Origin of the sequence: Bosea sp. PAMC 26642 (assembly GCF_001562255.1) — a bacterium.
Lineage (GTDB): Bacteria > Pseudomonadota > Alphaproteobacteria > Rhizobiales > Beijerinckiaceae > Allobosea.
The window spans coordinates 2298060-2324962 of the sequence record NZ_CP014301.1 but is presented as its reverse complement, the minus strand read 5'-3'; the positions used below and the strand labels follow the sequence as shown (position 1 = coordinate 2324962).

Below are 26903 nucleotides of genomic sequence, written 5' to 3'. Positions count from 1 at the left end.
CATGCAGCAATATTGCCTTTTCGAGACCGCGATCGGCTCTTGCGCGCTTGTCTGGCAGGGCGAGCGCATCATCGGCGCGCAGTTGCCCGAACGCGACGAGGAGACTGCGCGGCGCCGGCTGGTCAAACGCTTTGCCGAAGCGGACGAGGCCAAGCCCGTTCCGTTCATCGCGGCGGCGATCGCCGATATCGTGGCGCTGCTGGATGGCGAGCCGCGCGACCTGTCGCATCTGCCGATCGCGCTCGACCTGACGTCCGCGTTTAATCGAAAAGTCTATGACGTCGCGCTGACGATCCCGCCGGGCGAAACGCTGACCTATGGCGAGGTCGCCGCCCGGATCGGCGAGCCCGGCGCGGCGCGCGCGGTCGGGGTCGCGCTTGGACAAAACCCGTTCGCGCCGATCGTGCCCTGCCATCGTGTGCTGGCGGCGGGCGGCCGGACCGGCGGATTCTCGGCCGATGGCGGCGTCGAGACCAAGCTGAAAATGCTGACGATCGAGAAGGCCCGCACCAGCGCCGAGCCCGGCCTGTTCGAGGCGCTGCCGTTGGAGGCGCGGCGGCGCTGACCGTGACGGAGTCTTGCTCTCGCCCGTGAGGCACTTCTAAGAGGATGTCGGATCGTTCTCCCCATCCCGTTTCGCCTTACAGGAATATCTCATGGCCAAGTTCAAGCTCGCCGTCATCACCGGCAGCAACCGCAGTGCCTCGATCAATCGGAAGGTCGCGCTGGCGCTCGCCAAGCTCGGCGCCGCCTCCTTCGAGATGCATGTCGTGCGGATCGACGACCTTCCGATGTACAATCAGGATTTGGAGGGTGCAGCCTGGCCACAGGCCGCGACCCGGCTGAAGGACGAGATCGCTTCGGCCGATGCCGTGCTGGTGGTAACGCCCGAGCATAACCGCTCGATCCCGGCGGTCCTGAAGAATGCGATCGACTGGGCGGCGCGCCCGTCCGGCAAGGGCGTCTGGTCCGGCAAGCCGATCGCCATCACCGGCACGAGCCCGGGCGCCATTGGCACCGCGCTAGCGCAGCAGCATTTGCGCGACATCCTCGGCAATCAGGGCGCGCTCGTCATGGGCGGACCGGTTTTCCTGACCTACAAGCAGGGCCTCGTCGACGACGCCCATGATGTCACCGATGCCGGCACGCGCGAGTTTCTGCAGGGCTTCATCGATCGCTTCGCGAGCCTCGTCGCCAAGCTCGCGGCTTGAAGACTTATCAAAAAAAAGCCGGCGTCCCCAAAGGGAGCCGGCTTTTGAAGTTTGAAATGCATGGCGCAAGCGCCAAACATTTCAGAGGGGAACGGCTGCAACGAACTCGACGCCGGGAGGAGTTAGCGGAGCCCGTTGCGAACAACCGTGTTTGCTATATCGGGCAGCACCTGCCTTTTTGCAATGCAGCATTGCCTGGGGCAGACATGCGTCCAGCGCATGAGTCTTGGGTATTTCAGTCAAATTAGCCGATAACGCGTTGTGAAATATGCGTGCAACGCGCTACGGCGCCCATCGGGCCGCCGTAGCGCTGCACATTCAGTAGGTCCAGCGCTGGGCCTTCTGGATCAGGAAATCGCGGAAGACCTGGACGCGGGCGACCGATTTCATCTCTTCCGGATAGACGAGATAGCTTTCGAGCTGCGGCATCTCGGTCTCGCGCATCAGCTGCACGAGCGGGGAGCCGGTCTCGATCAGGTAATCGGGCAGAACCGCGATGCCGGCGCCGGAATCCACGGCGCGCTTCATCGCCGTGATGTTGTTCACGGTCAGATGGATCGGGCGCGGGTTGCGCTGGTCGCGGCCGAGCGTGCCGAGCCAGTGCACGGCCGTCAGATAGGACGGGGATGTGCCCCCGAAGGAGAGGATGCGGTGATTGTCCAGCTCCTCATAGCTCTTGGGCTCGCCGAAGCGCTTCACATAGGCCGGCGATCCGTAGACGTGGAAATGCACGGTGAAGAGCTTGCGCTGGATCAGGTCGGGCTGCTGCGGCTGGCGCAGGCGGATGGCGATATCGGCCTCGCGCATCGAGAGATCGAGTTCCTCGTCGGTGAGAATCAGGTCGACCTTGATGTCGGGGTAGAGGTCGAGGAACTCGGCCAGACGCGGTGTCAGCCAGTGGCCGCCGAGGCCGCGCGTCGCCGTGACCTTGAGCTCTCCCGAGGGATGCTCGCGGGTCTCCGAGAGCTGGGCACGGGTGCGCTCCAGCCGCTGCGTCATCTCGCGCGCGGCGCGCCAAAGAAGCTCGCCCTGCTCGGTGAGAATCAGCCCGCGCGTGTGCCTGTGGAACAGGGGCGCGCGCAATTCGCGCTCCAGCGCGCCGATCTGGCGGCTGACCGCAGACTGACTCAGGCCCAGAACGTCTCCCGCCTTGGTAAAGCTGCCGGATTCAGCGACGGTATAAAAAATCCTGATGCGGTCCCAATCCACCGCTATCCCCCCTGTTATGCGTTTAACGCATGTTGGGGTGCAAAACCCTTGCGCGTCAATGTCTGCAAGACATCAAGCTGCATTTTCCACACTGAATCTGGTGACAAAATCCATCAGCATTGGTGATGCATCATCAGATGTGGACTACTCCGCCGCTTCCAGCCGTTCCAGCTCGTTGGCCTGCAACCAGCGCTCGGCGTCCAGCGCCGCCATGCAGCCCAGCCCGGCGGCGGTGACGGCCTGACGGTAGTGTTCGTCGGTGACATCGCCCGCGGCGAAAACGCCGGGAATGTTGGTATTCGTCGTGCCCGGCGTCACATCGAGATAGCCGGACTCGTTCACCGCAAGCTGGCCGATGAAGAGGTCGGTCGCCGGCTTGTGACCGATGGCAATGAAGACGCCGTCGGTCCTGAGCTCGCTCTCGACGCCGGTCTTGAGATTGCGGAGGCGCAGATGGGTGACGTTTGGCGGCTGCGTGCCGCCGCAGATTTCCGCGATCTCGCTGTCCCAGACCACCTCGATCTTCGGGTGCTTGAACAGCCGGTGCTGCATGACCCGTTCGGCCCGCAGCGAATCGCGGCGGTGGACCAGCGTGACCTTGCTGGCGAGGTTGGCGAGGTAGAGCGCTTCCTCGACCGCCGTATTGCCGCCGCCGACGACCACGACCTCCTTGTTGCGGAAGAAGAAGCCGTCGCAGGTGGCGCAGGCCGAGACGCCGAAACCCTGGAAGGTCTGCTCGGAGGGCAGGCCGAGCCATTTCGCTTGCGCGCCGGTCGCGATGATCAGCGCGTCGCAGGAATAGGTCTCGTTGCCGTCACCCCAGAGCCGGAAGGGGCGTTGCGAGAGATCGACGCGGGCGATGTGGTCGGAGACCATCTTCGTGCCCATGTGCTGCGCCTGCGCGCGCATCTGCGCCATCAGCCAGGGGCCCTGAACGACGTCGGCGAAGCCGGGATAGTTCTCGACATCGGTGGTTATCATGAGCTGGCCGCCGGCCTGCAGGCCAGAGATCATTACCGGTTCCATCATGGCGCGGGCGGCATAGATCGCGGCGGTGTAACCGGCGGGGCCGGAGCCGACGATCATCACACGGGCATGGGTATGGGCCATCGTCTTCGATCCTGTTGGCGCGGTTCGAGCCGCGTCGTGTCCGTCAGATATGAACGATTTGGCTTCAACCAAATGCGCTCGGATCAATCCTAACTTTCATCCCGGACAAGCGGCGCAGCCGCGCCGATCCGGGATCCATGCCGGAACTATTCCGACATGCGTTCTGGCGTGGATCCCGGGTCTCCGCTTCGCTACGCTCGGGATGACGGCATAGTCGGGTTGTCATTTGAGGCCCAGTTCGGTCCGGTGCCGGAGCCAGCCCTCGCGCACCGCCGCTGCGATGACATCGGTCGAGTCTACAGGCTCGTACCGCGCCCCTTCAAGCCGGCCGTCGAAGTGATGCACAGCCCCCTGTCGCTTGAGCGCTTCCAGGAACTTCGCCAGCTTGCCATGGCCGCCATGGGGCTCGAAGACCAGGATCGGCACGCCGGTCGCGGTCGCTTCGCCGATCATGTTGGTCGAATCGGCGGTGGCGACGACGGCGTCGGCATTGGCGAGCAGCGCGATATAGGGGTTGTCGCCGGTCCCGTCCCACCACCAGCCCTTATGGCGGGCGAAGACCTCCGCCACCGCGCTGTCTAGGGCGGGCGTGGTGCGGCGCGAGCGAGAGCCCATCAGTGCGACGCCGGAGCTTGCAAACTGGTCGAGCAGTTCGGCGAAGCGGGCGATGTCCTGGGGACGGAAACGATGGTGCCGGCTATCGCCGCCGACCAGCACTGCTGCGCGCGGTGAGGGCAGGGCGGCGATTGCGGCTGGCGGGTCGTTGCGAGCCTTTTCGAGTTGCACGAGGCTGAGCCGGTGCGGCGAGGTCGTGGTGACGAGGACGTTGTCGCCGCGCAGGCGGTCATGCTCGGCGACCCAGATGAAATCGGCAGCGTCCGTCCCCGTGCGAGGATCCTTCAGGATGACGGTGAAGGTTCGCCCGTTCGACGCCTTCTTGACGGCCCGGACATATGGGATGGCGCGCCGGCCTGAGGCGATGACGATATCGGGGAAGGGCGGGCGGATCGGGCTGCCGTCCCGATCGGGGCCCTCATGCGGATCGATCGGCCCGCGCGGCATCAGCCATGTCCAGGGCTTTCGCGGCGCGACGCGGCGGATGTCCGGTACGACGCCAAGCCGTTCGGCGACGCCGATGCATTGCGGCTCGTCGCCTGCCTTGCCGTCGGTCAAGGTCCAGATGGTTGGGATGGGGTGGTCGGCAGGCAAGGCGATCTCCAGTCGCGGCACGCGCCTTGTATCGCCTGTCGCCTGCGTCTACACCAGCGCGACCTTTTCCGGGGCCTTTCGTGCGATCGAAACTCGACGACATCGACCTGCGCATCCTGCGCGAGCTCCAGGGCGATGGCCGCATGACCAATGTCGAGCTGGCGAGCCGGGTCGGGATTTCGCCGCCGCCCTGCCTGCGGCGCGTGAGGGCGCTGGAGGAGGCCGGGCTGATCACCGGCTACCGCGCCTTGCTCGACGAGCGAAAACTCGGGCTCGAGGTCGTCTGCTTCGCCTTCGTCCATCTCGCCAGTCAGGCCGAAGCCGATCTGGAGGCCTTCCAGGCGCGCATCCGGTCCTGGGACGCGGTGCGCGAATGCTGGAAGCTCTCGGGCGACATCGATTTCGTTCTGAAATGCGTTGCGCCGGACCTGAAGGCCTTCCAGGAGTTCGTCGGCGACCTGACGGCGCTGCCCAATGTCCGCAATGTTCGCACGGCGCTCGCGCTCGACCGGGTCAAAGACGAGCCGATCGTGCCGCTGGGCTGAGCGAGAGACGATGATGGATGCCGTCATCCGCAAGGCCGTCGTCGAAGATCTGCCGGCGATCCTCGCGCTCTACGCGCAGCTCAGCCCTGGAGATCTGCTGCCGGAGCCAACGGAAGCCGGCGAGACGTGGCGCCGCATTCTCGCCAGCGAGATGATGACGGTTCATGTCGCCGAACATGAGGGGCGGGCAGTGGCGACCTGCGTCTTGCTGATCGTGCCCAATCTGACGCGCGAACAGAGACCTTTCGCAATCATCGAGAACGTCGTCAGCGATCGATCCGTCCGGGGTCTCGGCTTCGGGAAGCGCGTCATTCAGGCAGCGATCGACCAGTCGTGGTCCGAAGGCTGCTACAAGATGCTCATGACCGGCCGGACCGATGCCGCCGTTCTTGCCTTTTATGAAGCCTGCGGCTTTCAGCGCGGCAAGACGGCCTTCCAGATCAGGAGGCCTGCGAATGCGTCTGCCCCGGCTCAGCCCAGGACGTAGCGCCTGATCCAGAGCGCGTTGTTCTCGATCAGGGCCGCGATGCGGCGCTGATCGACATCTGGCCTATACCAGGGGCCGCCCGAACCCGACGAGATGGTCGAAAGGACGGGGTAGCTGCCCAGGATGCGGCCGCCGGAGCCGATGAGCGTCGTCTCGCTGTCGAAATTGTCATTGCTGGAGCCGCCGTCGCGGGGTTTGCTGCCACCGCCGCCGCCCGCATAGCTCGCGAGCCAAACGCCGCGCACGACGACCTGCAGGGTGGGGCCGGCGCCGGGCTGGTAGGCCGGGCCTAGTATCGTGGCGAGCTTGCGCTCCATGGCGAGCTGGATATTGCGGGCGTTCTCGCCCCAGCCCTGAGCGGCGATGCGCGAAACATCGACGCGGATGGCGCCGATCCGTGTGCCAGCAGGCTGCAGCGCGGAGCGTGGCTGACATGCCGCCAGCATCGTCAGGGCCGAGCCGGCCAGTGCCAGAGCGAAAAATTTCCGACGCGTCGTCATCGGCTGTCTCCGGTGATCATGAGGGAAATGTAGTGCGCCGCGACGGCTTGGCCAAGCCGGGTCGAGTGGAAGGCTGTGGTTGGGGCGTTGCCACCCGTCGTGCTTAATGGATCTATCACTGGCGGGGGCCGCGCGTCGCATGTTCACGGAGTTCGTCAAGCTCTGGGTCGTCATCGACCCGATCGGCACACTGCCGGTCTTCCTGGCCGTCACGGCCGGAATGAGTGCTGCCGCAGCGCGGGCCGTCGCGATCCGCGGGACGCTGGTCGCCTTTGGTGTGCTGGTGTTCTTCGTGGTCGCCGGTCAGGTGCTGCTGACAGCGATGGAGATCGCGCTGACCTCGTTCGAGATCGCCGGCAACATCGTGCTCTTCCTGTTCGCGCTGACGATGATCTTCGGCGAATCGAAGCTGGAGGAGGACCAGAAGCTGATGCGTTCATCGGATCTGGAGCGCGCGGTCTACCCGCTGGCGATCCCGAGCATCGCCAGCCCTGGCGCCATGCTGACGGTGATGACGGTGACCGACAATTCCCGCTTCAGCCTGCGCGAGCAGGCGGAGACGGTGGTGGAGATCGTGGTGATCCTCGCGATCACGCTTGTGCTGATGTTCGGCGCGTCCCGCATCATCGCGCTGATCGGGAATGCCGGCGCCAGCGTGATCAGCCGCGTGATGGGGCTGGTCCTGGCGAGCGTCGCGGTGGACGGGATCGTGAGGGCGCTGCGGGTGGTGATTGCGGGTTAGGCGACGGCCGGCGAATTAGCGTCATTCTCGGGCGGAGCGAAGCTTCGACCCGAGCATCTCATGACGAGAAGGCGCTGGTTTCCGAGATGGTCGGGGCAAGCCCGACCATGACGCTCCGATCAGCGGAAAACGACGCTGACCACCTCGTAGGACTTGCCGCCGCCGGGCGTGTTGACCTGCACCGAGTCGCCTACCTTCTTGCCGATCAGGGCGCGTGCGATCGGCGAGCCGATCGAGACCTTGCCCGAGCGCACATCGGCCTCCGGCTCGCCGACGATCTGGTAGCTCTTCTTCTCTTCGGTATCGTCGTCGATCAGCTGGACCGTAGCGCCGAACTTGATCGTGTCGCTTCCGGCGAGCTTGGAGATGTCGATGATATCGGCCCGGCCGATCAGCGATTCGAGTTCCTGGATGCGGCCTTCGTTGAGAGCCTGCGACTCCTTGGCAGCGTGATATTCGGCATTCTCCGAGAGATCGCCATGCGCGCGCGCTTCCGAGATCGCATGGATGATGCGCTGCCGCTGCACCTGCTGGCGGTCCTTCAGCTCCGCCTCCAGCGCGGCGAACCCGCCCGCGGTCATAGGTACCTTTTCCATCGTCCCGTCCCAGTTGTCGAAAGCGATGAGCCGCCGGCCGCTTTTGGCGCGGCCTGCGTCCCGGCTTCCGATCGTTTTTGTAAACTGCCTCGCCGCGCCGCTATCAGGCGGCACTTGCGAAGTAGGATTGCAGCGATCGTACTTCGAGATCGCCGCTGCAATAGGCCTTGATGCCTTCGGCCGCTGCGATCGCTCCCGCCAAGGTGGTATAATAGGGCACCTTGTGCAAGAGGGCCGTGCGACGGAGTGAACGGGAGTCCGTCAGCGCCTGTGGGCCGTCGGTGGTGTTGAAGACGAGCTGGATTTCGCCGTTCTTGATCGCATCGACGACATGCGGCCGGCCTTCCAGCACCTTGTTGATCTTGACGGCGCTGATGCCTTCGTCCTGCAGCAGGCGCAGCGTGCCGCCGGTTGCGAGAACGCGGAAGCCGAGATTGGCGAGGATGCGGATCGAGGGCACGATGCGCGGCTTGTCCTCGTCGCGCACCGAGACGAAGACCGTGCCCTTGACCGGCACCTTCGAGCCGGCGCCGAGCTGGCTTTTGGCGAAGGCGATGTCGAATGAGCGGTCGAGGCCAATGACCTCGCCGGTCGAGCGCATTTCGGGGCCGAGCAGCACGTCGACGCCGGGGAAGCGCGCGAAGGGGAAGACCGCTTCCTTGACGCCGACATGGTCAAGCTCCGGAGTCTTCAGATCGAAGCTTGCCAAGCTCTCGCCGGCCATGATGCGGGCGGCGATCTTGGCGACCGGGATGCCGACGACCTTGGCGACGAAAGGCACGGTGCGGGAGGCGCGCGGATTGACCTCCAGAACGTAGATGACGCCGTTCTGGATGGCGTATTGCACGTTCATCAGCCCACCGACGTCGAGCGCCAGCGCCATGGCCTTCGTCTGGCGCTCCAGTTCGGCGATGGTCTCGGGGCTGAGCGAGCGCGGCGGCAGCGAGCAGGCGGAATCGCCGGAATGAATGCCGGCCTCCTCGATATGCTCCATGATGCCGGCGATGAAGGCGTCCTTGCCGTCGCTGAGGCAGTCGACGTCGACCTCGATGGCGTCCGACAGGTAGCGGTCGAACAGCAGAGGGTTCTTGCCGAGCACGGTGTTGATCTGGCCGGTCTTGTCGTTGGGGTATTTGGCCTTGACCTCGGAGGGGATCAGGCTCGGCAGCGTGCCGAGCAGATAGTCCTCGAACATCACCTCGTCGCGAATGATCGCCATGGCGCGCCCGCCCAGCACATAGGATGGCCGGACCACGAAGGGCAGGCCGAGTTCGCCCGCGATCATGCGGGCCTGCTCGACCGAATAGGCGATGCCGTTCTTGGGCTGCTTGAGGTGTAGCTTGTCGAGCAGGCGCTTGAAGCGGTCGCGATCCTCAGCGAGGTCGATCGCGTCGGGCGTGGTGCCCAGGATCGGGATGCCGGCCGCCTCCAGCGCGTTCGCGAGCTTGAGCGGGGTCTGGCCGCCGAACTGGACGATCACGCCGTGGAGTGTGCCGTTCTGCTGCTCGGTCTCGAGGATTTCGAGCACGTCCTCCGCGGTCAGCGGCTCGAAATAGAGCCGGTCGGAGGTGTCGTAGTCGGTCGAGACCGTCTCGGGGTTGCAGTTGACCATGATGGTCTCGTAGCCGGCGTCGCGCAGGGCGTAGCAGGCATGGCAGCAGCAATAGTCGAACTCGATGCCCTGGCCGATGCGGTTGGGTCCGCCGCCGAGGATGACGACCTTCTTCCGGTCCGAGGGGCGCGATTCGTCATCGGCCTTGCCGGCGAAGGGCATGGCGTAGGTCGAGTACATGTAGGCGGTCGGCGAGGCGAACTCGGCGGCGCAGGTGTCGATGCGCTTGTAGACCGGGCGCACGTCGAGCGAGCGTCTGAGCGTCCTGACCTCTTCCTCGGTCTTGCCCGCGACGGCCGCGAGGCGCTTGTCCGAAAAACCCATCGCCTTGACCTGGCGGAAGGCGCCGGGCGTCTGCGGCAGGCCGAATTTGCGGACCTTCTCCTCGGTATCGACGATCTGGCGCATCTGCTCCAGGAACCAGGGATCGATCTTGCAGCTCTCGTGGATCTGCTCATCGGTGAAGCCGAAACGCATGGCCTGGGCGACATGCAGGATGCGGTCGGGCGTCGGGGTCGAGAGCGCGGCCTTGATCGCGTTCCTGTCGTCGCCCTTGCCCATGCCCTCGACCTCTATCTCGTCGAGGCCGTCGAGACCGGTCTCCAGCGAGCGCAGGGCCTTCTGGAGCGATTCCTGGAAGGTCCGGCCGATCGCCATCGCCTCGCCGACCGACTTCATCGCGGTCGTCAGGGTGGGCTCGGCGCCAGGGAATTTTTCGAAGGCGAAGCGCGGGATTTTTGTGACGACATAGTCGATCGTCGGCTCGAACGAGGCCGGGGTCGCGCCGCCGGTGATGTCGTTCTCGATCTCGTCGAGGGTGTAGCCGACGGCCAGACGCGCCGCGACCTTGGCGATCGGGAAGCCGGTCGCCTTGGAGGCCAGCGCCGAGGAACGCGAGACGCGCGGGTTCATCTCGATGACGATCATCCGGCCGGTGGCGGGATCGACCGCGAACTGCACGTTGCTGCCGCCGGTCTCGACGCCGATCTCGCGCAGCACCGCCAGCGAGGCGTCGCGCATGATCTGGTATTCCTTGTCGGTCAACGTCAGTGCCGGGGCGACGGTGATCGAATCGCCGGTGTGAACGCCCATCGGATCGATGTTCTCGATCGAGCAGACGATGATGCAGTTGTCGTTCTTGTCGCGAACGACCTCCATCTCGTACTCTTTCCAGCCGAGCACGCTCTCCTCGATCAGGACCTCGCTCGTGGGGGAGGCGTCCATGCCGCGCTCGACGATGTCGATGAACTCGCCCTTGTTGTAGGCGATGCCGCCGCCGGTACCGCCCATGGTGAAGGAGGGGCGGATGATCGCCGGCAGGCCGATGTCCTCCAGCGCATCGAGCGCCTGGCCGAGCGTCTTGATCTGGTGCGAGCGCGGCGTGTCGAGGCCGATCTTGGTCATCGCGTCGCGGAAGAGCTCGCGGTCCTCGGCCTTGTCGATCGCCTCGGCGGTCGCACCGATCATCTCGACGTCGAACTTCTCCAGCACGCTGATCTTGCTGCCGTCGGGCTGCACGATCGACTTCTTGTTCAGCGAGAGCGCGCAGTTCAGCGCGGTCTGTCCGCCCATGGTCGGGAGCAGAGCGAAACCGCCGGGCAGGACGTTGCGCTCCTTCTCGATGATTTTTGCGACCACCTCGGGCGTGATCGGCTCGACATAGGTCGCGTCCGCCAGGTCGGGATCGGTCATGATCGTCGCCGGGTTCGAGTTGACCAGCACGATGCGGTAGCCCTCGGCCTTCAGCGTCTTGCAGGCCTGGGTGCCGGAATAGTCGAACTCGCAGGCCTGGCCGATGATGATGGGGCCGGCGCCGATGATCAGGATGGTCTTGATGTCTGTGCGCTTGGGCATGGGCTCGGCTTTGTCTCGCGAGGGCGCGCGTAGCCCCTGTCCGATCGAGCGAGCGGAACCGGGCGAGCGCCTGAATGAATGCTAGGCGCTCGCTATAGAGGTGAGGAGCGGCGGGGGAAAGCGGAAAGCGTCATCGGTCCACCGGCCATGGACAAGCCGGCCGGCTTGCGCCTTAAGGTCGCCGCCATGCCGCTTCGCCGCTACCCTCGCCAGTTCCGCCAGCTCATGGCCTATATCGTCGCCGGCGGCATCACGGCTGTCGCGCACTATGCGACGCTGATCGGGCTGGTCGAGCTTGCGCATATCGATCCGGTGCCGGCGACGCTGGCGGGCTTCGTGCTCGGCGCGGTGGTCTCCTATTTGCTGAACCGATGGCTGACCTTCGATGCGACACATAGCCATGCGCAGGCGAGCTGGCGCTTCGCCCTGATCGCGCTTGGTGGTTTCGTGCTGACCGGCGCGCTGATGCATGTCTTCGTCGCGAGAGCCGGCCTGCCCTATCTACCGATGCAGTTCGTCACGACCGGGATCGTGATGGTGTTCTCGTTTCTAGGACACAAGTTCTTCAGTTTTGCCGACCGAAAAAGCTGAATGTCGGGCGTGGGAGCGGCTCAGGCCGGCTTTTTGGCCGCAAACGTCATCCGATGCGCGTTGTGGCCGAAATTCGGCTGGCGGCCGATCGTGTCGTATCCGGCTTCAGCCATTATCGCGATGATCTGTGCGTCGGTATAGGTCGATAAGCCGTATTGCGCCCTGAGCTTGCGGTAGTCCGAGAAGGCGGTTCGCACCAGACCCGTCAACGCGGCGCCCAGGAAGCCGCCGCGCCAGGCGAAGGCCAGCAGCTGCGAAGCGTCCGTTAGCGGGCTGATGTCGGGCGGGATCACGTCGGCGACGACGAGCTTCCCGCCGGGCTTCAGCTTGGCGAGCCATACATGCAGGACGGATACGAGTTCCTCGCGGCCCAGATACTGGATCAGCGAATTGGCGACGACGAGGTCGAGCGTGGCGTCCGGAAGGGCCTCGACCTCGTCTGGCGAGACGATCTCGACATGGCCGAGCCTGCCGAACATGGCGCGCAGCCGGTCGCGGACGCTGGGGGCGGCCTCGCAGAGATAGAGACGAGCGCAGGTGGCGGCGACCAGATCGGCGCTCAGCGCCTCGCCGCAGCCGACATCGAGGACGGTCGCGTTCGAGGCCGGGATGTGGGCGACGATGTCGCGGGCGATCTGACGGTAATGCAGCGCCTTGTGGCGCGGCGAGACATAGATGGAGTGCTCGCCGTTCCAGAAATCGCGCCAGGACATGAGTTCCGCCGTCAGCTCCAGTCGGCGCCGTGCCGCCGGGAGCAAAGCACTACGCCGAGGCCGGCCGGTCGCGCAACCGTCAGCCGGGCGTCTGGAAACGGATGCCGATCAGTCCGTCGCGCACCCAGACGATGCTGGCGGGCAAAACCTCGTCGGTCTCGTGCCCGAGGTAGTTCACCTGCACGGGCAGGGGCCGCACGCTGTCGGGCTTCAGCTTTGCGCCCATTCGGGACTTGTCGAGCACCCGGCATTCGACCAGGAGCTGTCCCTTGCCGTCCAGAAGGCTGGCGGAGCGCAGGCGCGCTCGCCAGCGCTCAGCTGCGCGATTCTCCATAGATGTTCCGCCTTCAAAACGTTGCGAGTCGGCTGACAAGGCTGGATGATGAAGGTTGAGCGAGGCTGACTTCGTCGCAGTCGCACTCCTGCCCGATAGACTGGACCTGCCGATGTTTCTCCTGCCCCGGCTCCTGAAACGTTCGATACGCAAGGGCCGGCTCACCGTCGTGACGTCCGACGGCCAGCGGCACGTCTTCGGCCCTGGCCGCACCGAGCTGGTCTTTGCCGGCAAGCCGGTCGTCGCCGGAGAGGTCACCGTGCGCTTCCACGACGAGCGGATCGAGCGCGAGCTCTTCCTCAACCCGGAACTGGCGCTGGCCGAAGGCTACATGGACGGGCGGATCGATTTCGAGGACGGCTCAACCATCCACGATCTGCTGACGCTGTTCTGGCTGCAGCGCAGCGAGGTCAGGAAGCACCCGCTGCAGAAGGCGCTCCGGGCCGTGCGCTTCCGCATCCGGCGCCTGCGGATGCACAATCCGCTCGGCGTCGCGGGCAAGAAGGTCAAGAGCCACTATGATATCCCGACGGAGTTCTACAGGCTCTGGCTCGACGAGACGATGACCTATTCCTGCGCCTACTGGCACTCGCCCGATGCCGGGCTCGAGGCCGCTCAGAAGGCAAAGCTCCGGCACATCGCGGCCAAGCTCAAGATCGAACCGGGCATGAGCGTGCTCGACATCGGCTCGGGCTGGGGCGAGCTGGCAATCTATCTGGCGCGGGCCTGCGGCGCGAAGGTGACCGGGCTCAACGTCTCGCCCGACCAGATGGCGGCTGCGCAGAAACGGGCCGAGGCTGCCGGCGTCGGGGACAGCGTCAGTTTCGTGAACAAGGACTATCGCGAGTTGACGGGGTCTTTCGACCGGGTCGTCTCGGTCGGCATGATGGAGCATGTCGGCGTCGCGCATTATCTCGACTATTTCGAGACGATCCGCGATCTGCTGACGCCGGACGGCATCGCGCTGGTGCATTGCATCGGGCGTGTCGGCCCACCCGGTTTCACCGGCCCGTTCTTCGACAAATACATCTTTCCCGGCGGCTATGCGCCGGCGCTGTCGGAGGTTTTCGCGGCCGTCGAGCAGACCGGGTTGTGGTCGTCGGATTGCGAGTTCTGGCGGCGGCACTATCACTGGACGCTGGCCGCCTGGCGCGAGCGATTCATGGCGCGTCGGCCCGAGGTCGTCGCGATGATGGGCGAGCGCTTCGCGCGGATGTGGGAGTTCTACCTGTCGGCTTGCGAAACCTCCTTCGACATCGGCGGCGATATGGTGTTCCAGCTCCTGCTCGGGCCGCATAAGAGCGCGGTTCCGGTGGTGCGGGATTATATCGGCGAGGCGGAAAAGGCGCTGGAGGCGCGGGGGTTTTAGCGCGGCCGGACAGGAGCGGAGTCCAAGTCATGACGGGGCTGTCGAAGGGCGCTCGCGGTGATGTTCTAGTTGCTGGCTTGCCCGGAAAAATCCAGCGCGATCAGCGCTTCGTCGTGGAACACCCCGTCGACCCGTAGCGCCTTTGCCTCGATGCCATAATCGCGAAAGCCCAGCCGCTGATAGAGCCGGCGCGCCGCGACGTTCGTCGTCACCACGCGCGCCTGCAAGACCAGCACATGAGCGCCGGCATGGGCGATGACGGCTTCGATCAAGCCAGCAGCTTGTCCGTACCCGCGCTGCTCGGGGACGAGGTAGACACCCCAGAGCGTTCCGCGATGGCTGGTCTTCTCGGAGGCTCCTACGAGGAAGCCGGCCATGCCGACCAGTTGGTCGCTCGCGAACGTACCGAAGACGCAGCCCGGCGGTGGTGGGGCGATGCGTTCGGCGAAGGCTGCGAGGGGTCTTGCGGCTTCGTCGGCAAGGCTCGCGCCGAAGGCTTCCGGGGCATTTGCAAGCGCGCTCAGGCGCAGTGCGCGGTAGGCCGGCGCGTCGGCTGCGGCAAGTGGCCTGATGGCTGGAGCGGATGTCATGTCGGCGACAGGAAACCACGTTCCGCCGCCGCGATTCAATCCGCGATTGCCCGGCTCAGCGTCTGAGATTGACCACCACGACGCCGCCAAGAGCCATCGCTCCGCCCAGAATGCCGAGCAGAGAAGGCACCTCGCCGAGCCAGACAAAACTGATCAGCGTCGCCACCGGCGGAGCGGCATAGAGCAGGTTCGAGGCGCGCGCGGCGGGCAGGCGCGAGAGCAGCGTCGTCCAGGTGGCGTAGGTGATCAGGCTCGGCACGATGGCGAGATAGAACATGGCGTAGAGGCTTTCGCTTGAGGCTACCTGCGCCTGCGCGATGCCGCTGGGCAGGAAGGGCGTCAGCAGGAGCCCGCCGACGACCATGTTCCAGGCGGTGACGGTCAGGGGCTTGTGGCGGGCGAAAAGCGGCTTCTGGACGATGGTGGTGAGCGAGTTGCAGAGCGCCGCGCCGAGCACCAGCAGAACGCCGACGCCGAGGTCGACCGCGGCCCCATTCTGGCCAAGCGCGATCAGCCCGACGCCCGACAGCGAAATCGCGCTGCCGAGCCACTGGCTGCCGGTGAAGCGCTCGCCCAGCACGATCATCGCCAGGGCCGCCGTGATCATCGGGTTGATGTTGATGATGAAGCTCGCCGCGCCGGCCGAGACCGTCTGCTGGCCAAGATTGAGCAGGACCGTATAGCCGGCGACGAAGACGAGGCCGCCGAAGCCGAAGCGCCAGGCGTCGTGCCAGTCGGGCAGCTTGGGACGCATCATGGCAAGAAAGAGTGCGGCGGGCACGCCGGCGATGGCGAAGCGCACCGCGCCGAGTTCGAGCGCACCGAAACCGCCGAGCGCGGCGCGGATCGCCGGGAAGGCCGAGGCCCAGGCGATGATGGTGAAGATCGCAAGGGCCAAGGTGGTCGAGTCGAAACCGGGTCTGGCGGGCAGCGATGTCGTAGCAGCGGCGGTGGTCATGGCTTACCTCGTTGGAAGAGCATGACCCCTCATAGATACCCGGCCCGGATGATTGACAAACGACGAATTCGCGCATGAGCTGTGACGATGGATCACAGCTTCAACCTACCGCCGCTCGACACATTGCGAGCCTTCGAGGCCGCCGCGCGCACCGGGAGCTTCTCGGCAGCGGCCGAGGCGCTGAACCTGACGCATGGCGCGATCAGCCGGCAGGTGGCGCGGCTGGAGCACTGGCTGGGCCTGCGCGTCTTCCTGCGCCAGGCGCGCGGTGTCGCCCTGACCTCGGAGGGGCAGCATCTGCTTCAGCGCACGCAGGAGGCCTTCGCGCTGATCGCGGACACCTCGGATCGCTGGCGCGAGCAGCGCGGCGCGGCGGTGGTGCGTGTCAGCGCGCCGCCCTCGGTCTGTTCGCTGTGGCTGATGCCGCGTCTGGCAGCTCTAGAAGGGCAGGAGCCGGCTCTGCGCGTGGTGCTGCAGGCCGAGCATCGCCGGGTGGATTTCGAGGAGGAGGGCGTCGATCTCGGCATCCGCTGCGGACGGGGCAGCGCACCGGGGCGGATCTCGCTGAAGCTGTTCGAGGAGTGGTGCTTTCCGATCGCCTCGCCCGGGCTTGCGGCGGCGATCGGGGAGGGCGATCCAGACCGTCTGCTGGCGCATCCGCTGATCCATGATTCGGATGCCGCGGGCTGGAAGGCCTGGTTTTCGGCGCAGGGGCTGGATTATCGCCCGCGCCCGCAGGATCGCCGCTTCGACGACTACAACATCGTGCTCGATGCCGCGGCCCATGGGCTCGGCATCGCGCTTGCCCGGCCGCCTTTGGCGCAGGAGCAGGTCGCAAGCGGCCGGCTGGTCCGGGTCGATGCGCGCACGGCGCTCAATCCGGTGGCCTATTGGCTCGACAGGCCGCTGGGCGCAGCGCGACCCGCCGCTGCGACGCTGGCAAAGCGGATCGCGACCGAAGCGGGCACGGCGCCTGATGCGCTTGCCGCCTTCCTCGATCCGCAGGCGCCGGCGATTTGACGATCAGGTAAGGCTGTGGCGCGGGCGGGCAATCTCGCCGCGCTGGCCGGCGCGAGCCATCTCGAAGCTGTCGGCGATGCGCCTTGCCCTGACGACGAAAGCCTCGGCGATATCCGGCTCGCCGCAAACCTCTGCGGCGGTTTCCTCGAACAGGGCGAGCCAGCGATCGAAGTGATGCGGCTCCAGCGGCAGGATCAGATGCGGGCGCATCGGCCGGCCCTGGTAGCGCCCGGTGCGCAGCATCACCGAACTCCAGAAATCGGTGATGTTGGCGATGTGCTCGTCCCAGTGCTGGACCGCGCCCATGAAGACCGGGCCGATCACCGCATCCTCGCGCGCCCGCTCATAGAAGCTGCGCACCAGCATCGCGATCATCGCCTCGGTGATGGCGGGGTGGGCGGCGCCGGGCTGGGTCAGCGGATTTTCGGTCATGGACGGTCGCTCGCGACTGAAGCCCGCTGATTACACTCGGAACAACGACGTCATCCCGGGCTTGACCCGAGATCCATCCGGAACGGTTCCGGAATGGATTCCGAATCTCCGCTTCGCTGCGTCCGGGATGACCCGTGCCTCATAACGCGGAGCCCGGGCTAGCTCCGCAGCCCCGGCGCCTCCTGGCCGGTGCGGGCGACATATTCGTTATAGCCACCGCCGAAGGCATGGACGCCCTCGGGCGTCAGCTCCAGCGTGCGGTTCGACAGCGCGGCGAGGAAATGCCGGTCGTGGCTGACGAAGAGCATGGTGCCTTCATATTGCGCGAGCGCGTTGATCAGCATCTCCTTGGTGGCGATGTCGAGATGGTTCGTCGGCTCGTCGAGTACGAGGAAATTCGGCGGGTCGTAGAGCATCAGGGCCATGACGAGCCGGGCCTTCTCACCACCCGAGAGTACGCGGCAGCGCTTCTCGACATCGTCGCCCGAGAAGCCGAAGCAGCCGGCGAGCGCGCGTAGCGAGCCTTGGCCGGCCTGGGGGAAGCGGTCCTCCAGCGACTGGAAGATCGTGCGGTCGCCGTCAAGCACTTCCATGGCGTGCTGGGCGAAATAGCCGAGCTTGATCGAGCCGCCGAGCGCGACCGAGCCGTCATCGGGTTCTGTGGTGCCGGTCACGAGCTTGAGCAGGGTCGATTTGCCGGCGCCGTTGACGCCCATCACGCACCAGCGCTCCTTGCGGCGGACCTGGAAATCCAGCCCCTCATAGATCGCGCGGCTGCCATAGCTTTTGTGGACGCCCTTGAGCGTGACGACGTCCTCGCCCGAGCGCGGCGGGTTCTGGAACTCGAAGGACACGGTCTGGCGGCGCTTGGGCGGCTCGACCTTCTCGATCTTGTCGAGCTTCTTGACGCGGCTCTGGACCTGGGCGGCATGCGAGGCGCGCGCCTTGAAGCGCTCGATGAAGTTGATCTCCTTGGCGAGCATGGCCTGCTGGCGCTGGAACTGCGCCTGCTGCTGCTTTTCGGCGAGCGCGCGCTGTTCCTGGTAGAATTCGTAATTGCCGGAATAGGAGGTCAGCGCGCCGCCATCGATCTCGACGATCTTGCCGACGATGCGGTTCATGAACTCGCGATCATGCGAGGTCATCAAAAGCGCGCCCTCATAACCCTTCAGGAAGGATTCCAGCCAGATCAGGCTCTCGAGATCGAGATGGTTCGATGGCTCGTCGAGCAGCATAGCGTCTGGGCGCATCAGCAGGATGCGGGCGAGCGCAACGCGCATCTTCCATCCGCCCGAGAGCGCGCCGACATCGCCCTCCGTCATCTCCTGGCTGAAGCCGAGGCCGTTGAGCACCTCGCGGGCGCGCCCGTCGAGCGCATAGCCGTCGAGCTCCTCGAAGCGCCCCTGCACCTCGCCATAGCGGGTGATGATCTCGTCCATCTCGTCGGCGCGGTCGGGGTCGCCCATCGCGGCTTCGAGCTCGCGCAGTTCGGCCGCGACGCTGCTGACCGGGCCGGCGCCATCCATCACGGCTGAGACCGCGCTGACGCCGGCCATGTCGCCGACATCCTGGCTGAAATAGCCGATGGTGACGCCGCGATCGACCTGAACGAGCCCCTCGTCGGGCTGCTCTTCGCCGGTGATCATGCGGAATAGGGTAGTCTTGCCGGCGCCGTTGGGGCCGACGAGACCGACCTTCTCGCCCTTCAAGAGCGAGGCGGAGGCCTCGATGAAGACGATCTGCTGGCCGTTCTGCTTGCCGATGTTTTCGAGGCGGATCATGGTTTTGCGTGTATCTCGGGGCTGATGCTGCGCTGCAATAGGGCATGGACGCCCTGTGCGGAAGGGCCGGCTTCGCCCAAGGCGACATCGGCTCTCACCTGCTTGGGGTGGTTATCCTCCTCCAGCGCGTTGGTCAGCTCCTGGGCATGGGCGAAGAATCGCTCGCGGACGGCGCGCGCATGTGGGTTCGCCTGCTCGATCGCGAGGAAGACGCCGGGCGCATCGTGCCTGACCATCTCGGTCGCCTGCATCAACAGTTCGAAACTCCGCGTGGTCATCCGGCGCGGCATGGGTTCCATGCGGACCAGGATTTTTGCGACCAGATGGGTCAGGCCCTGGACCAGCGCCATGTCGCGGTCGTGTGCGTCGGCCGTCGTGAGGATGACGTCGAGCTTGAGGATGTGGCGCAGGAAGGCCGCGATCCGGCAGAAACCGTCGCCGCGGATCGGGCAGAGTGCGATTTTCAGGCCTTCGAGGCCCTCGCGCGCACTCTGCGGCCCAAACAGCGGGTGCGTGCCGATGATGTCGACGTCATCTGGCAGCCCAGTCAGCAAGAGCCGTGTCGGCTCGATCTTCACCGAACCCACATCGAGCACCACCGTGCCTGTACGCAGATGTGGATGCAGCGCCGAGATTGCCTCTGCAAGTGCATGAACCGGGACGGCCAACACGACGATGTCGCAGGCCGCAACCTCGGCGATGCTGCCGGGCACGAGGCCGCGGCCCGAGGTATCGGGAGCCGCTGGCTGTGCCGGGTCGAACACCACTAGCGGCAAATGCGGCTGGAGATGGCGTGCCATCAGCCGGCCGAAGGCGCCGAAGCCGAGAAGGCCGATGGAGGAGAAGGATTTTCGCTGGATCGACATCGTCTTGGTCCTTGAGAGGGCCGCGATGTCGGGTGAGTGCCAAATTTCAACCGCCAGCGCGGCGGTTGAGCATGAGAATGCGACCCGCCTTATGAGGACGGGGCGTAATAGCTCTGGGCGAGGCAGGTCGCTGGGTTCATGGAAGCGCTTGAAGCGCAGGCGCGCGGCGCTGTCAACGCGCTAGTGGGCGGCCTCGATGCCCTGGCATGAAGGCGCCGTCATTCCGGACGAGCCGCTAAGCGGCGCCGATCCGGAATCCATCAGAGGGCTCCGGGGCGTTACGATGAATCCCGGGTCAAGCCCGGGATGACGGTCGAGGTTCAGAGCCGGGACCGCCTGCGGAGAATGCCGCGTCAGCCCGCCGTCTTCGCCTTCTCCTTGTCCATCATCTCGACGAAGCGCTGGAACAAATAGTGGCTGTCCTGCGGGCCGGGCGACGCTTCCGGATGGTGCTGGACGCTGAAGGCGGGGCGGTCGGTCAGCGCGATGCCGCTGTTGGAGCCGTCGAAGAGCGAGACATGGGTCTCGACTGCGTGGGCCGGTAGCGAGGCGGGATCGACCGCGAAACCGTGGTTCATCGAGACGATCTCGACCTTGCCGGTGGTCTTGTCCTGCACCGGGTGATTGGCGCCGTGATGGCCCTGCTTCATCTTCAGGGTCTGGCCGCCGATGGCGAGCGCCAGCATCTGGTGGCCGAGGCAGATGCCGAAGGTCGGGATCTTCTTGTCCAGGAGGTCCCTGATCACCGGCACGGCATATTCGCCGGTCGCGGCCGGGTCGCCGGGGCCGTTCGAGAGGAAGATGCCGTCGGGCTTCAGCGCCAGGATGTCCTCGGTGCTGGCGGTCGAGGGCACGACCGTGACCTCGCAACCGGCGCGGGAGAGCAGGCGCAGGATGTTGCGCTTCATGCCGTAGTCGATCGCGACGACCCTGTGGGCCGCATCCTCGCGCTTGCCATAGCCTGCGGGCCAGACCCAGGGCGTCTCGTCCCAGTCATAGCGCTGGGACGCGGTGACGAGCGGTACGAGATCGAGGCCGGCCATGTCGGCCAGGCCGGCGGCGAGCGCCTTGAGTCGGGGCAGGTCGAAGACGCCGTCGGGGCTGTGGGCGATGATGGCGTTCGGCATGCCGTTGTCGCGGATCAGCGCAGTCAGCGCCCGGGTGTCGACGCCGCTGATGCCGACGATGTTGCGCGCCTTCAGCCAGGCATCGAAATGGCGACTGCTCCGCCAGTTCGAAGGCTCGGTGATGGCAGCGTGAAGCACGACGGCGCGCACGCCGGAGGAGGATGCGGCATTGACCGATTCGGTGTCGTCGTCGTTGACGCCGACATTGCCGACATGCGGGAAGGTGAAGGTGATGATCTGCCCGGCATAGGACGGGTCGGTCAGGATCTCCTGATAGCCGGTCATCGCCGTGTTGAAGCAGAGCTCGCCCGGCGCCTCGCCCGTGGCGCCGAGGCCGAAGCCCTCCAGCACCGTGCCGTCCGCCAGCACGAGGAGCGCGGTGGCGCGCGGTTCGGTCCAGCCGCCGTCAGCGGGGTTTCCTTCGGAAGCGGTCATGTCTATGTCTCGGTCCAGGCCGCGTGAGCGCGGCAATGCGTGTGCGGCCGCGGTTTTTGCTGCGCGCCATCTGGAGCGCGAGCCTTAAAGACGCGCCCCCGCGCCGTCAATCGAAGCGGGTTCAGAGCCTGCGGATAAAAGGGAACGATCATCATGACCAGCCTGCGCGAGCGCTTCACGGCCGACCTCAAGGAGGCGATGAAGGCCGGCGAGAAGGGCAAGGTCTCGACCATCCGCCTGATCACCTCGGCGCTGAAGGACAAGGACATCGAGGCGCGCGGCCTCGGGAAACCCGAGACGACGCCCGACGAAATCCTCGCCCTGCTGCAGAAGATGGTGAAGCAGCGGCAGGAGTCGATCGCCATCTACGATGCCAACAGCCGCCCGGAACTGGCGGCGGGCGAACGCGCCGAGGTCGAGGTGATCTCGGGCTACATGCCCAAGCAGATGTCCGAGGACGAGGTGAAGGCCGCCATTGCCGCCGCCGTCACCGAGAGCGGCGCCGAGACCGTCAAGGACATGGGCAAGGTCATCGCGATCCTGCGCGCGAATTATGCCGGCCAGATGGATTTCGGCAAGGCGAGCGGGCTGGTGAAGACGGCGCTCAGCGGCTGAGCCACGACAATCGGGCGGGCTCAGGCCCGCTCGATATCCGTCTGCGAGAAATCCTCGCCCTTGAACAGCAGCGGCCAGCCGCGCGCCTTCGCCAGCGCATAGGCGGCGCAGTCGCCCATGTTGAGCCTGGCGGGATGGCGGCCCTTGCCGAAGCGGCGATAGGCTTCGAAAGTGAGGTCGGAGAGAGGGGCGTCGAAGGGGACGATGTCGATCTGCCATCTGCTCAGCAGATCGTCGAAGCGTTCGGGATCGCCTCCCTTGCCCATCTCCAGAACGATGCGGGTCTCCAGAGCATTGACCGCCGACATGCAGCGGCCGGATGCTGAAACCAGCTGCGCGAGCCGGGCCTCGGCATCGCTCTCATGCGTCAGGATCGCGATGACGGCCGAGCTGTCGATGACGATCTTCACCACATGCCGTTCTCATCATAGCCAATGATGTCGTCCATTTCCTGCTTGGTCATGGACCTCTCGGCCGGCTTGATGTCGTATTTCTTGTAGAACTCCGCCAACCAGAGTTTGCTCTCGGCAATCCGCCGCGCCTTCTCCTCGTCGGACAACTCATCCTTGTCGAGTTCGCCATCGACCGCCTGGCGCACGGCCTGTGTCAGCGTCAGACCGCGACGCTTGGCCAGCGTGCGCACGGCCTTCTCGGTCTCGGGATCCTTGATGTTGAGGGCCATGGCTTTCTTCCTTTTGCCGCGCTTTCTTTATCATGGCGCTGTGGATTGCGCCAACAACCCGGCCTCCTGCCACATCCTCGATTGGCTTTCGCCGCGGCTGCGCCCACATAGAAACCGATGAAGTTCCCGCCCTCCATTCTCGAAGAGATCAAGGCACGGCTGCCGGTTTCGGCGGTCGTGGGCAAGCGCGTGCGGCTGGCCAAGTCGGGCCGGGAATGGAAGGGGCTGTCACCCTTCAACGCCGAGAAGACGCCCTCCTTCTTCGTCAACGACCAGAAGGGCTCGTTCTTCGATTTTTCGTCGGGCAAGAACGGCGACATCTTCAAATTCGTGATGGAGACGGAAGGGCTGTCCTTCCCCGAGGCGGTCGAGCGGCTGGCTTCGGAGGCCGGCGTCGCGCTGCCCAAGGTCACGGTCGAGGCGCAGGCGCAGGAGGAGCGCCGCAAGGGCCTGCATGAGGTCGTGGAGCTGGCGGCGCGTTTCTTTGAGGCGGAGCTGACAGGCGATCGAGGCGCGGGCGCCCGGCGCTATCTCTCGGGGCGGGGGCTCGAAGGCGAGGCGCGAAAGCTGTTCCGGATCGGCTATGGGCCGCCGGACCGGTTTGCCCTGCGTGATCATCTTGCCGGCAAGGGCGTCTCGGCCGAGTTGATGATGGAGGCGGGACTGCTGGTGCATGGCGAGGAGATCGCCGTACCCTATGACCGCTTCCGCGATCGCATCATGTTCCCCATCCACGACACGCGGGGGCGGGTGATCGCATTCGGCGGACGGGCGATGAGTTCGGAAGTCGCTGCGAAGTATCTCAACTCGCCGGAGACGCCGCTCTTCCACAAGGGCCATCTGCTGTTCAATCACCACAATGCCCGCAAGGGCGCGCACGACACCGGGCAGGTCATCGTCGTCGAGGGCTATGTCGATGTGATAGCGATGACGCTTGCGGGTTTCCCGCAGACGGTCGCGCCGCTCGGCACCGCGCTGACCGAGGACCAGCTCGGGCTGCTCTGGCGCATGGCCGACGAGCCGGTGATCTGCCTCGACGGCGACAAGGCCGGGCGCAAGGCCGCCAGTCGTGCGATCGACCTCGCGCTGCCGATGCTGGAGCCGGGAAAATCGCTCGCCTTCGCGACGCTGCCCGATGGGCAGGATCCCGACGATCTGGCGCGTTCGGGGGGCAAGGCTGCGGTCGCCGAGGTTTTGGAGGCGGCGCGCCCGCTCGTCGACATGCTGTGGAACCGCGAGGTCGAGGCCGGGCCGCTCGACACGCCGGAGCGTCGCGCGGCCTTCGAGCGTCGGCTGAAGGAGCCGCTGGGCCAGATCAAGGATGAGGCGACGCGGCGTCATTACCGCCGCGAGATGGACGAGCGGCTGGCGCAGCTTTTCGCCAGCGCGGCGCCAGCGCGTGCCGAGCGCGGTGGTGGCGGTTTCCAGCGCGGCGGACAAAAACGCGGCGGTGGGCGGGGTGGTTGGCAGGCCGCGCCTGCGCCGTGGGCCAGCGGCCTGCTGAAGGCGTCGAGCCAGCTCACCCGGACGAAGATCATGGCGCGCGGACGGGGCGAGGATGCGCGCGAGGCCTTTATCCTGCTGGCGCTGGCGAGCCATCCCGATCTGATCCTGCGCTGTGCCGACGAAATTTCAGAACTGTCGCTCGACGGTACCGCGGCCGAGCGTTTCCGGCAGGCGTTGCTCGACGCTGCCGATGACGGCGTTCTCGACGAGGAGGCGCTGGCGAACCGGCTGGAGCAACCGCGCGTGCAGGAGGCGCAAGCTCATTTGATGGCCGTGACGGGCCCAGCCGAGCGGCTCAAACTCGTGCAAGCGGCTGATCCTGAATCGGTTTTCGACTCGATTCGTCAGGCTATCGTCTTGCATCATCGCGCGCGGACGCTACATAGCGAGTTGAAGGCAGCCGAGCGCGCATTGGCTGACGAAGCGACCGAAGCCAATTTCGCCTGGATCAAGGACGTCAAGGCTCGCCTCGAGACGATCGAGGGGACCGAAGCGATGTCCGGAGATTGACGGCCTGACATTCGGGGTCCCGCCGTCATCATCATGCGCACCGGTTCAAGATGGTTTACGGTTCATCAACGATGACCGGCGCCATGTGGCCTGAGGTGATTTGGGTGGGGTGAGCGCGCCGGACCAGCGGCCGCGTCGCCCTTTTATGCGTCCGTATGTGGCTTCTTCCGGAGCCGGCCCGGACGCGCGAATGCGGAGCGCTGATTGATGGCGACGAAAGCGAGCGAACGGGAAAAGACCGACCAGGTCGCACCGGAAGCCCCCCCGACTTCCGATGGACCGTTGCTCGATCTGACCGATCAGGCCGTAAGGCGGATGATCAAGCTCGCGAAGAAGCGCGGCTATGTCACCTATGACGAACTGAACGAGGTTCTGCCTTCGGAGGAGTTTTCCTCCGAGCAGATCGAGGACGTGCTCGGCCAGCTCAGCGAGCAGGGCATCAACGTTGTCGACAACGAAGACCCCGAAGCCTCCGGCGAGGAGCGCGCAGCCGCGCGCACCGGCGCGGGCGGCGACGAGGAAGAGCCCGAGGGCGGCGAACTCGCCGAGACGCAGCGCTCGGCGCTGCCCGTCGAGGTCAAGCGCAATCTCGAGCCGACAGAGCGTACCGACGATCCGGTGCGGATGTATCTGCGCGAGATGGGCTCGGTCGAGCTGCTTTCCCGCGAAGGCGAAATCGCCATCGCCAAGCGCATCGAGGCCGGCCGCGAGGCGATGATCGCAGGTCTCTGCGAGAGCCCGCTGACCTTCCAGGCGATCATCATCTGGCGCGACGAGCTCAACGACGCCAAGGTGCTGCTGCGCGACATCATCGATCTCGAAGCGACCTATGCCGGCCCTGACGGCAAGAACCCGGCGCAACTGCCGGGCGAGGGCGGCGAAGGGGCAGAGCCCGGCGTGCCCGGTACTCCGGCCGAGGGCGCGGCCGCCGAGGGTGAGGTACCTGAAGGCGAGTTGCCGTCGGATCTCGACGACGACGACATCGAAAACAACGTCTCGCTTTCGGCGATGGAAGCCGAACTCAAGCCGCGCGTGCTGGAGACGTTCGACTCGATCGCCGACAATTACAAGAAGCTGCGCCGCCTGCAGGACCAGGACATCGCCAACCGGCTGGAGAACACCAAGCTCTCGCCGTCGCAGGACCGCAAATACAAGAAGCTCAAGGACGACATCATCACCGCGGTGAAGTCGCTCTCGCTGAACAACAACCGCATCGAGGCGCTGGTCGAGCAGCTCTACGACATCAACAAGCGCCTGATCGGCCACGAGACCCGCCTGCTGCGGCTGGCCGAGAGCTATGGCGTCGGCCGCGAGGACTTCCTCAAGCAGCATGTAGGCGGCGAGCTCGATCCGAAATGGGTGCTGCGCGTCTCCAAGCTGGGATCGCGCGGCTGGCGCGACTTCGTCGGAGCGGAACTCGACCGGATCAAGAGCCTGCGCGACGAGATCCATACGCTCGCCTCGGAGACCGGCCTGGAAATCCAGGAGTTCCGCAAGATCGTGCTGATGGTCCAGAAGGGCGAGCGCGAGGCCAGGCAGGCCAAGAAGGAGATGATCGAGGCGAACTTGCGTCTCGTGATCTCGATCGCCAAGAAGTACACGAACCGCGGCCTGCAGTTCCTGGATCTCATCCAGGAAGGCAATATCGGCCTGATGAAGGCGGTCGACAAGTTCGAGTACCGCCGCGGCTACAAGTTCTCGACCTATGCGACGTGGTGGATCCGGCAGGCCATCACGCGTTCGATCGCCGACCAAGCCCGCACGATCCGCATCCCGGTCCATATGATCGAGACGATCAACAAGATCGTGCGGACCTCGCGCCAGATGCTGCACGAGATCGGCCGCGAGCCGACCCCGGAGGAGCTGGCCGAAAAGCTCGCCATGCCGCTGGAGAAGGTTCGCAAGGTCCTCAAGATCGCCAAGGAGCCGATCTCGCTCGAAACGCCGATCGGCGACGAGGAGGATTCGCATCTCGGCGACTTCATCGAGGACAAGAACGCGATCCTGCCGATCGATGCGGCGATCCAGAGCAATCTGCGCGAGACGACGACGCGCGTTCTGGCCTCGCTCACCCCGCGCGAAGAACGCGTGCTGCGGATGCGCTTCGGCATCGGCATGAACACCGACCACACCCTCGAAGAGGTCGGGCAGCAGTTCAGCGTGACGCGCGAGCGCATCCGGCAGATCGAGGCGAAGGCGCTGCGGAAGCTGAAGCATCCGAGCCGGAGCCGGAAGCTCAGGAGCTTCCTGGATAATTGATCATCAAGGCGGGCTGCGAGGCCCGCCTTTTTCGTTCTGC

At 65.5% G+C, this 26903-nt stretch carries 27 protein-coding genes; 11 read left to right on the top strand and 16 right to left on the bottom strand.

The window, feature by feature from the left end:
• Nucleotide 1 precedes the first annotated feature (1 nt).
• On the top strand, nt 2-565 hold the full coding sequence (locus tag AXW83_RS10990) for a methylated-DNA--[protein]-cysteine S-methyltransferase (protein ID WP_066620324.1): 564 nt from the start codon (nt 2-4) through the stop codon (nt 563-565).
• A 91-nt stretch (nt 566-656) separates the two neighbouring features.
• The gene (locus AXW83_RS10985) at nt 657-1211 is read left to right on the top strand and encodes an NADPH-dependent FMN reductase (RefSeq protein WP_066613321.1); all 555 of its coding nucleotides are present in this window, start codon (nt 657-659) and stop codon (nt 1209-1211) included.
• 318 nt (nt 1212-1529) lie between these two features.
• On the opposite strand, the gene AXW83_RS10980 is transcribed toward AXW83_RS10985, so the two are convergent.
• The 3 genes from AXW83_RS10980 to AXW83_RS10970 form a co-directional block, all read right to left on the bottom strand.
• The gene (locus AXW83_RS10980) at nt 1530-2420 is read right to left on the bottom strand and encodes a LysR family transcriptional regulator (RefSeq protein WP_066613314.1); all 891 of its coding nucleotides are present in this window, start codon (nt 2418-2420) and stop codon (nt 1530-1532) included.
• Nucleotides 2421-2564: 144 nt separating this feature from the next.
• Nucleotides 2565-3530, bottom strand: coding sequence for a thioredoxin-disulfide reductase (trxB, locus tag AXW83_RS10975; RefSeq protein WP_066613312.1), 966 nt, complete (start codon nt 3528-3530; stop codon nt 2565-2567).
• 222 nt (nt 3531-3752) lie between these two features.
• The gene (locus AXW83_RS10970; protein ID WP_066613310.1) at nt 3753-4760 is read right to left on the bottom strand and encodes a mitochondrial fission ELM1 family protein; all 1008 of its coding nucleotides are present in this window, start codon (nt 4758-4760) and stop codon (nt 3753-3755) included.
• 59 nt (nt 4761-4819) lie between these two features.
• Between AXW83_RS10970 and AXW83_RS10965 the strand changes: the two genes are divergently transcribed.
• Nucleotides 4820-5284 (top strand): Lrp/AsnC family transcriptional regulator, encoded by a 465-nt coding sequence (locus tag AXW83_RS10965; protein ID WP_066613308.1) that lies wholly within the window; start codon nt 4820-4822, stop codon nt 5282-5284.
• 10 nt (nt 5285-5294) lie between these two features.
• Complete coding sequence (locus AXW83_RS10960; RefSeq protein WP_066613306.1) at nt 5295-5771, top strand: GNAT family N-acetyltransferase; 477 nt, start codon at nt 5295-5297, stop codon at nt 5769-5771.
• On the opposite strand, the gene AXW83_RS10955 is transcribed toward AXW83_RS10960, so the two are convergent.
• Nucleotides 5756-6271: a hypothetical protein gene (locus tag AXW83_RS10955; RefSeq protein WP_066613299.1), complete on the bottom strand. Its 516-nt coding sequence runs from the start codon at nt 6269-6271 to the stop codon at nt 5756-5758. The genes AXW83_RS10960 and AXW83_RS10955 overlap by 16 nt on opposite strands.
• Before the next feature lie 139 nt (nt 6272-6410).
• Here AXW83_RS10955 and AXW83_RS10950 point away from each other — a divergent pair, with 139 nt between their 5' ends.
• The gene (locus tag AXW83_RS10950; RefSeq protein ID WP_066613298.1) at nt 6411-7013 is read left to right on the top strand and encodes a MarC family protein; all 603 of its coding nucleotides are present in this window, start codon (nt 6411-6413) and stop codon (nt 7011-7013) included.
• A 119-nt stretch (nt 7014-7132) separates the two neighbouring features.
• Here AXW83_RS10950 and greA read toward each other — a convergent pair whose 3' ends face one another.
• Both greA and carB read right to left on the bottom strand, forming a co-directional pair.
• On the bottom strand, nt 7133-7609 hold the full coding sequence (gene greA, locus AXW83_RS10945) for a transcription elongation factor GreA (RefSeq protein ID WP_066620323.1): 477 nt from the start codon (nt 7607-7609) through the stop codon (nt 7133-7135).
• A gap of 103 nt (nt 7610-7712) precedes the next feature.
• Nucleotides 7713-11075 carry a carbamoyl-phosphate synthase large subunit gene (carB, locus tag AXW83_RS10940; protein WP_066613296.1) on the bottom strand — a complete coding sequence of 1121 codons (3363 nt, stop codon included), beginning with the start codon at nt 11073-11075 and terminating at the stop codon, nt 7713-7715.
• A 147-nt stretch (nt 11076-11222) separates the two neighbouring features.
• On the opposite strand from carB, the gene AXW83_RS10935 reads away from it, so the two are divergent.
• On the top strand, nt 11223-11666 hold the full coding sequence (locus AXW83_RS10935; RefSeq protein WP_236841880.1) for a GtrA family protein: 444 nt from the start codon (nt 11223-11225) through the stop codon (nt 11664-11666).
• A 20-nt stretch (nt 11667-11686) separates the two neighbouring features.
• Here the strand turns inward: AXW83_RS10935 and AXW83_RS10930 are convergent, their stop codons facing one another.
• Together AXW83_RS10930 and AXW83_RS10925 are read right to left on the bottom strand one after the other, a co-directional pair.
• Entirely contained in the window at nt 11687-12379 is a 693-nt protein-coding gene (locus AXW83_RS10930; protein ID WP_066613293.1) for a class I SAM-dependent methyltransferase, read from the bottom strand.
• 79 nt (nt 12380-12458) lie between these two features.
• Nucleotides 12459-12713, bottom strand: a complete 255-nt coding sequence (locus AXW83_RS10925) for a hypothetical protein (RefSeq protein ID WP_066613290.1) — start codon at nt 12711-12713, stop codon at nt 12459-12461.
• 112 nt (nt 12714-12825) lie between these two features.
• Between AXW83_RS10925 and AXW83_RS10920 the strand changes: the two genes are divergently transcribed.
• The gene (locus AXW83_RS10920) at nt 12826-14082 is read left to right on the top strand and encodes an SAM-dependent methyltransferase (protein WP_066620319.1); all 1257 of its coding nucleotides are present in this window, start codon (nt 12826-12828) and stop codon (nt 14080-14082) included.
• A gap of 65 nt (nt 14083-14147) precedes the next feature.
• Here the strand turns inward: AXW83_RS10920 and AXW83_RS10915 are convergent, their stop codons facing one another.
• Together AXW83_RS10915 and AXW83_RS10910 are read right to left on the bottom strand one after the other, a co-directional pair.
• A complete protein-coding gene (locus AXW83_RS10915; RefSeq protein ID WP_066613287.1) occupies nt 14148-14672 on the bottom strand; it encodes a GNAT family N-acetyltransferase in 525 nt (174 codons plus the stop codon).
• 55 nt (nt 14673-14727) lie between these two features.
• Complete coding sequence (locus AXW83_RS10910) at nt 14728-15630, bottom strand: DMT family transporter (protein ID WP_066613285.1); 903 nt, start codon at nt 15628-15630, stop codon at nt 14728-14730.
• 87 nt (nt 15631-15717) lie between these two features.
• On the opposite strand from AXW83_RS10910, the gene AXW83_RS10905 reads away from it, so the two are divergent.
• Nucleotides 15718-16650, top strand: a complete 933-nt coding sequence (locus AXW83_RS10905) for a LysR substrate-binding domain-containing protein (RefSeq protein WP_066613284.1) — start codon at nt 15718-15720, stop codon at nt 16648-16650.
• Between the two features lie 3 nt (nt 16651-16653).
• Here the strand turns inward: AXW83_RS10905 and AXW83_RS10900 are convergent, their stop codons facing one another.
• From AXW83_RS10900 to carA, 4 genes are all read right to left on the bottom strand, one after another.
• Nucleotides 16654-17082, bottom strand: a complete 429-nt coding sequence (locus AXW83_RS10900) for a group III truncated hemoglobin (protein ID WP_066613281.1) — start codon at nt 17080-17082, stop codon at nt 16654-16656.
• A 158-nt stretch (nt 17083-17240) separates the two neighbouring features.
• The gene (locus AXW83_RS10895) at nt 17241-18863 is read right to left on the bottom strand and encodes an ABC-F family ATP-binding cassette domain-containing protein (protein WP_066613279.1); all 1623 of its coding nucleotides are present in this window, start codon (nt 18861-18863) and stop codon (nt 17241-17243) included.
• Entirely contained in the window at nt 18860-19729 is an 870-nt protein-coding gene (locus AXW83_RS10890; RefSeq protein WP_082767066.1) for a prephenate dehydrogenase, read from the bottom strand. Before AXW83_RS10890 ends, AXW83_RS10895 begins: the two co-directional genes overlap by 4 nt.
• Nucleotides 19730-20082: 353 nt before the next feature.
• Nucleotides 20083-21291, bottom strand: coding sequence for a glutamine-hydrolyzing carbamoyl-phosphate synthase small subunit (carA, locus tag AXW83_RS10885; protein ID WP_066613278.1), 1209 nt, complete (start codon nt 21289-21291; stop codon nt 20083-20085).
• Between the two features lie 153 nt (nt 21292-21444).
• Here carA and AXW83_RS10880 point away from each other — a divergent pair, with 153 nt between their 5' ends.
• Nucleotides 21445-21906 (top strand): GatB/YqeY domain-containing protein, encoded by a 462-nt coding sequence (locus AXW83_RS10880; protein ID WP_066613277.1) that lies wholly within the window; start codon nt 21445-21447, stop codon nt 21904-21906.
• A gap of 20 nt (nt 21907-21926) precedes the next feature.
• On the opposite strand, the gene AXW83_RS10875 is transcribed toward AXW83_RS10880, so the two are convergent.
• On the bottom strand, nt 21927-22319 hold the full coding sequence (locus AXW83_RS10875) for a type II toxin-antitoxin system VapC family toxin (RefSeq protein ID WP_236841879.1): 393 nt from the start codon (nt 22317-22319) through the stop codon (nt 21927-21929).
• Nucleotides 22313-22588, bottom strand: coding sequence for a type II toxin-antitoxin system VapB family antitoxin (locus AXW83_RS10870; protein ID WP_066613276.1), 276 nt, complete (start codon nt 22586-22588; stop codon nt 22313-22315). The genes AXW83_RS10875 and AXW83_RS10870 overlap by 7 nt, the downstream gene beginning before the upstream one ends.
• Before the next feature lie 117 nt (nt 22589-22705).
• On the opposite strand from AXW83_RS10870, the gene dnaG reads away from it, so the two are divergent.
• A complete protein-coding gene (gene dnaG / locus AXW83_RS10865) occupies nt 22706-24604 on the top strand; it encodes a DNA primase (protein ID WP_066613274.1) in 1899 nt (632 codons plus the stop codon).
• Between the two features lie 207 nt (nt 24605-24811).
• Complete coding sequence (rpoD, locus tag AXW83_RS10860; protein WP_066613270.1) at nt 24812-26863, top strand: RNA polymerase sigma factor RpoD; 2052 nt, start codon at nt 24812-24814, stop codon at nt 26861-26863.
• The last annotated feature ends 40 nt before the right edge of the window (nt 26864-26903 follow it).

What these genes read in the sequence shown, in the direction of transcription:
- AXW83_RS10900 (WP_066613281.1), bottom strand. Translation starts at nt 17,082, where the DNA reads ATGACCGAAAATCCGCTGACCCAGCCCGGCGCCGCCCACCCCGCCATC.
- trxB (WP_066613312.1), bottom strand. Translation starts at nt 3,530, where the DNA reads ATGGCCCATACCCATGCCCGTGTGATGATCGTCGGCTCCGGCCCCGCC.
- AXW83_RS10935 (WP_236841880.1), top strand. Translation starts at nt 11,223, where the DNA reads ATGGACAAGCCGGCCGGCTTGCGCCTTAAGGTCGCCGCCATGCCGCTT.
- AXW83_RS10950 (WP_066613298.1), top strand. Translation starts at nt 6,411, where the DNA reads ATGTTCACGGAGTTCGTCAAGCTCTGGGTCGTCATCGACCCGATCGGC.
- AXW83_RS10880 (WP_066613277.1), top strand. Translation starts at nt 21,445, where the DNA reads ATGACCAGCCTGCGCGAGCGCTTCACGGCCGACCTCAAGGAGGCGATG.
- AXW83_RS10890 (WP_082767066.1), bottom strand. Translation starts at nt 19,729, where the DNA reads ATGTCGATCCAGCGAAAATCCTTCTCCTCCATCGGCCTTCTCGGCTTC.
- AXW83_RS10955 (WP_066613299.1), bottom strand. Translation starts at nt 6,271, where the DNA reads ATGACGACGCGTCGGAAATTTTTCGCTCTGGCACTGGCCGGCTCGGCC.
- AXW83_RS10920 (WP_066620319.1), top strand. Translation starts at nt 12,826, where the DNA reads ATGTTTCTCCTGCCCCGGCTCCTGAAACGTTCGATACGCAAGGGCCGG.
- AXW83_RS10960 (WP_066613306.1), top strand. Translation starts at nt 5,295, where the DNA reads ATGATGGATGCCGTCATCCGCAAGGCCGTCGTCGAAGATCTGCCGGCG.
- rpoD (WP_066613270.1), top strand. Translation starts at nt 24,812, where the DNA reads ATGGCGACGAAAGCGAGCGAACGGGAAAAGACCGACCAGGTCGCACCG.
- AXW83_RS10895 (WP_066613279.1), bottom strand. Translation starts at nt 18,863, where the DNA reads ATGATCCGCCTCGAAAACATCGGCAAGCAGAACGGCCAGCAGATCGTC.
- AXW83_RS10930 (WP_066613293.1), bottom strand. Translation starts at nt 12,379, where the DNA reads ATGTCCTGGCGCGATTTCTGGAACGGCGAGCACTCCATCTATGTCTCG.
- greA (WP_066620323.1), bottom strand. Translation starts at nt 7,609, where the DNA reads ATGGAAAAGGTACCTATGACCGCGGGCGGGTTCGCCGCGCTGGAGGCG.
- AXW83_RS10915 (WP_066613287.1), bottom strand. Translation starts at nt 14,672, where the DNA reads ATGACATCCGCTCCAGCCATCAGGCCACTTGCCGCAGCCGACGCGCCG.
- AXW83_RS10985 (WP_066613321.1), top strand. Translation starts at nt 657, where the DNA reads ATGGCCAAGTTCAAGCTCGCCGTCATCACCGGCAGCAACCGCAGTGCC.
- dnaG (WP_066613274.1), top strand. Translation starts at nt 22,706, where the DNA reads ATGAAGTTCCCGCCCTCCATTCTCGAAGAGATCAAGGCACGGCTGCCG.
- AXW83_RS10910 (WP_066613285.1), bottom strand. Translation starts at nt 15,630, where the DNA reads ATGACCACCGCCGCTGCTACGACATCGCTGCCCGCCAGACCCGGTTTC.
- carA (WP_066613278.1), bottom strand. Translation starts at nt 21,291, where the DNA reads ATGACCGCTTCCGAAGGAAACCCCGCTGACGGCGGCTGGACCGAACCG.
- AXW83_RS10905 (WP_066613284.1), top strand. Translation starts at nt 15,718, where the DNA reads ATGGATCACAGCTTCAACCTACCGCCGCTCGACACATTGCGAGCCTTC.
- AXW83_RS10990 (WP_066620324.1), top strand. Translation starts at nt 2, where the DNA reads ATGCAGCAATATTGCCTTTTCGAGACCGCGATCGGCTCTTGCGCGCTT.
- AXW83_RS10870 (WP_066613276.1), bottom strand. Translation starts at nt 22,588, where the DNA reads ATGGCCCTCAACATCAAGGATCCCGAGACCGAGAAGGCCGTGCGCACG.
- AXW83_RS10925 (WP_066613290.1), bottom strand. Translation starts at nt 12,713, where the DNA reads ATGGAGAATCGCGCAGCTGAGCGCTGGCGAGCGCGCCTGCGCTCCGCC.
- carB (WP_066613296.1), bottom strand. Translation starts at nt 11,075, where the DNA reads ATGCCCAAGCGCACAGACATCAAGACCATCCTGATCATCGGCGCCGGC.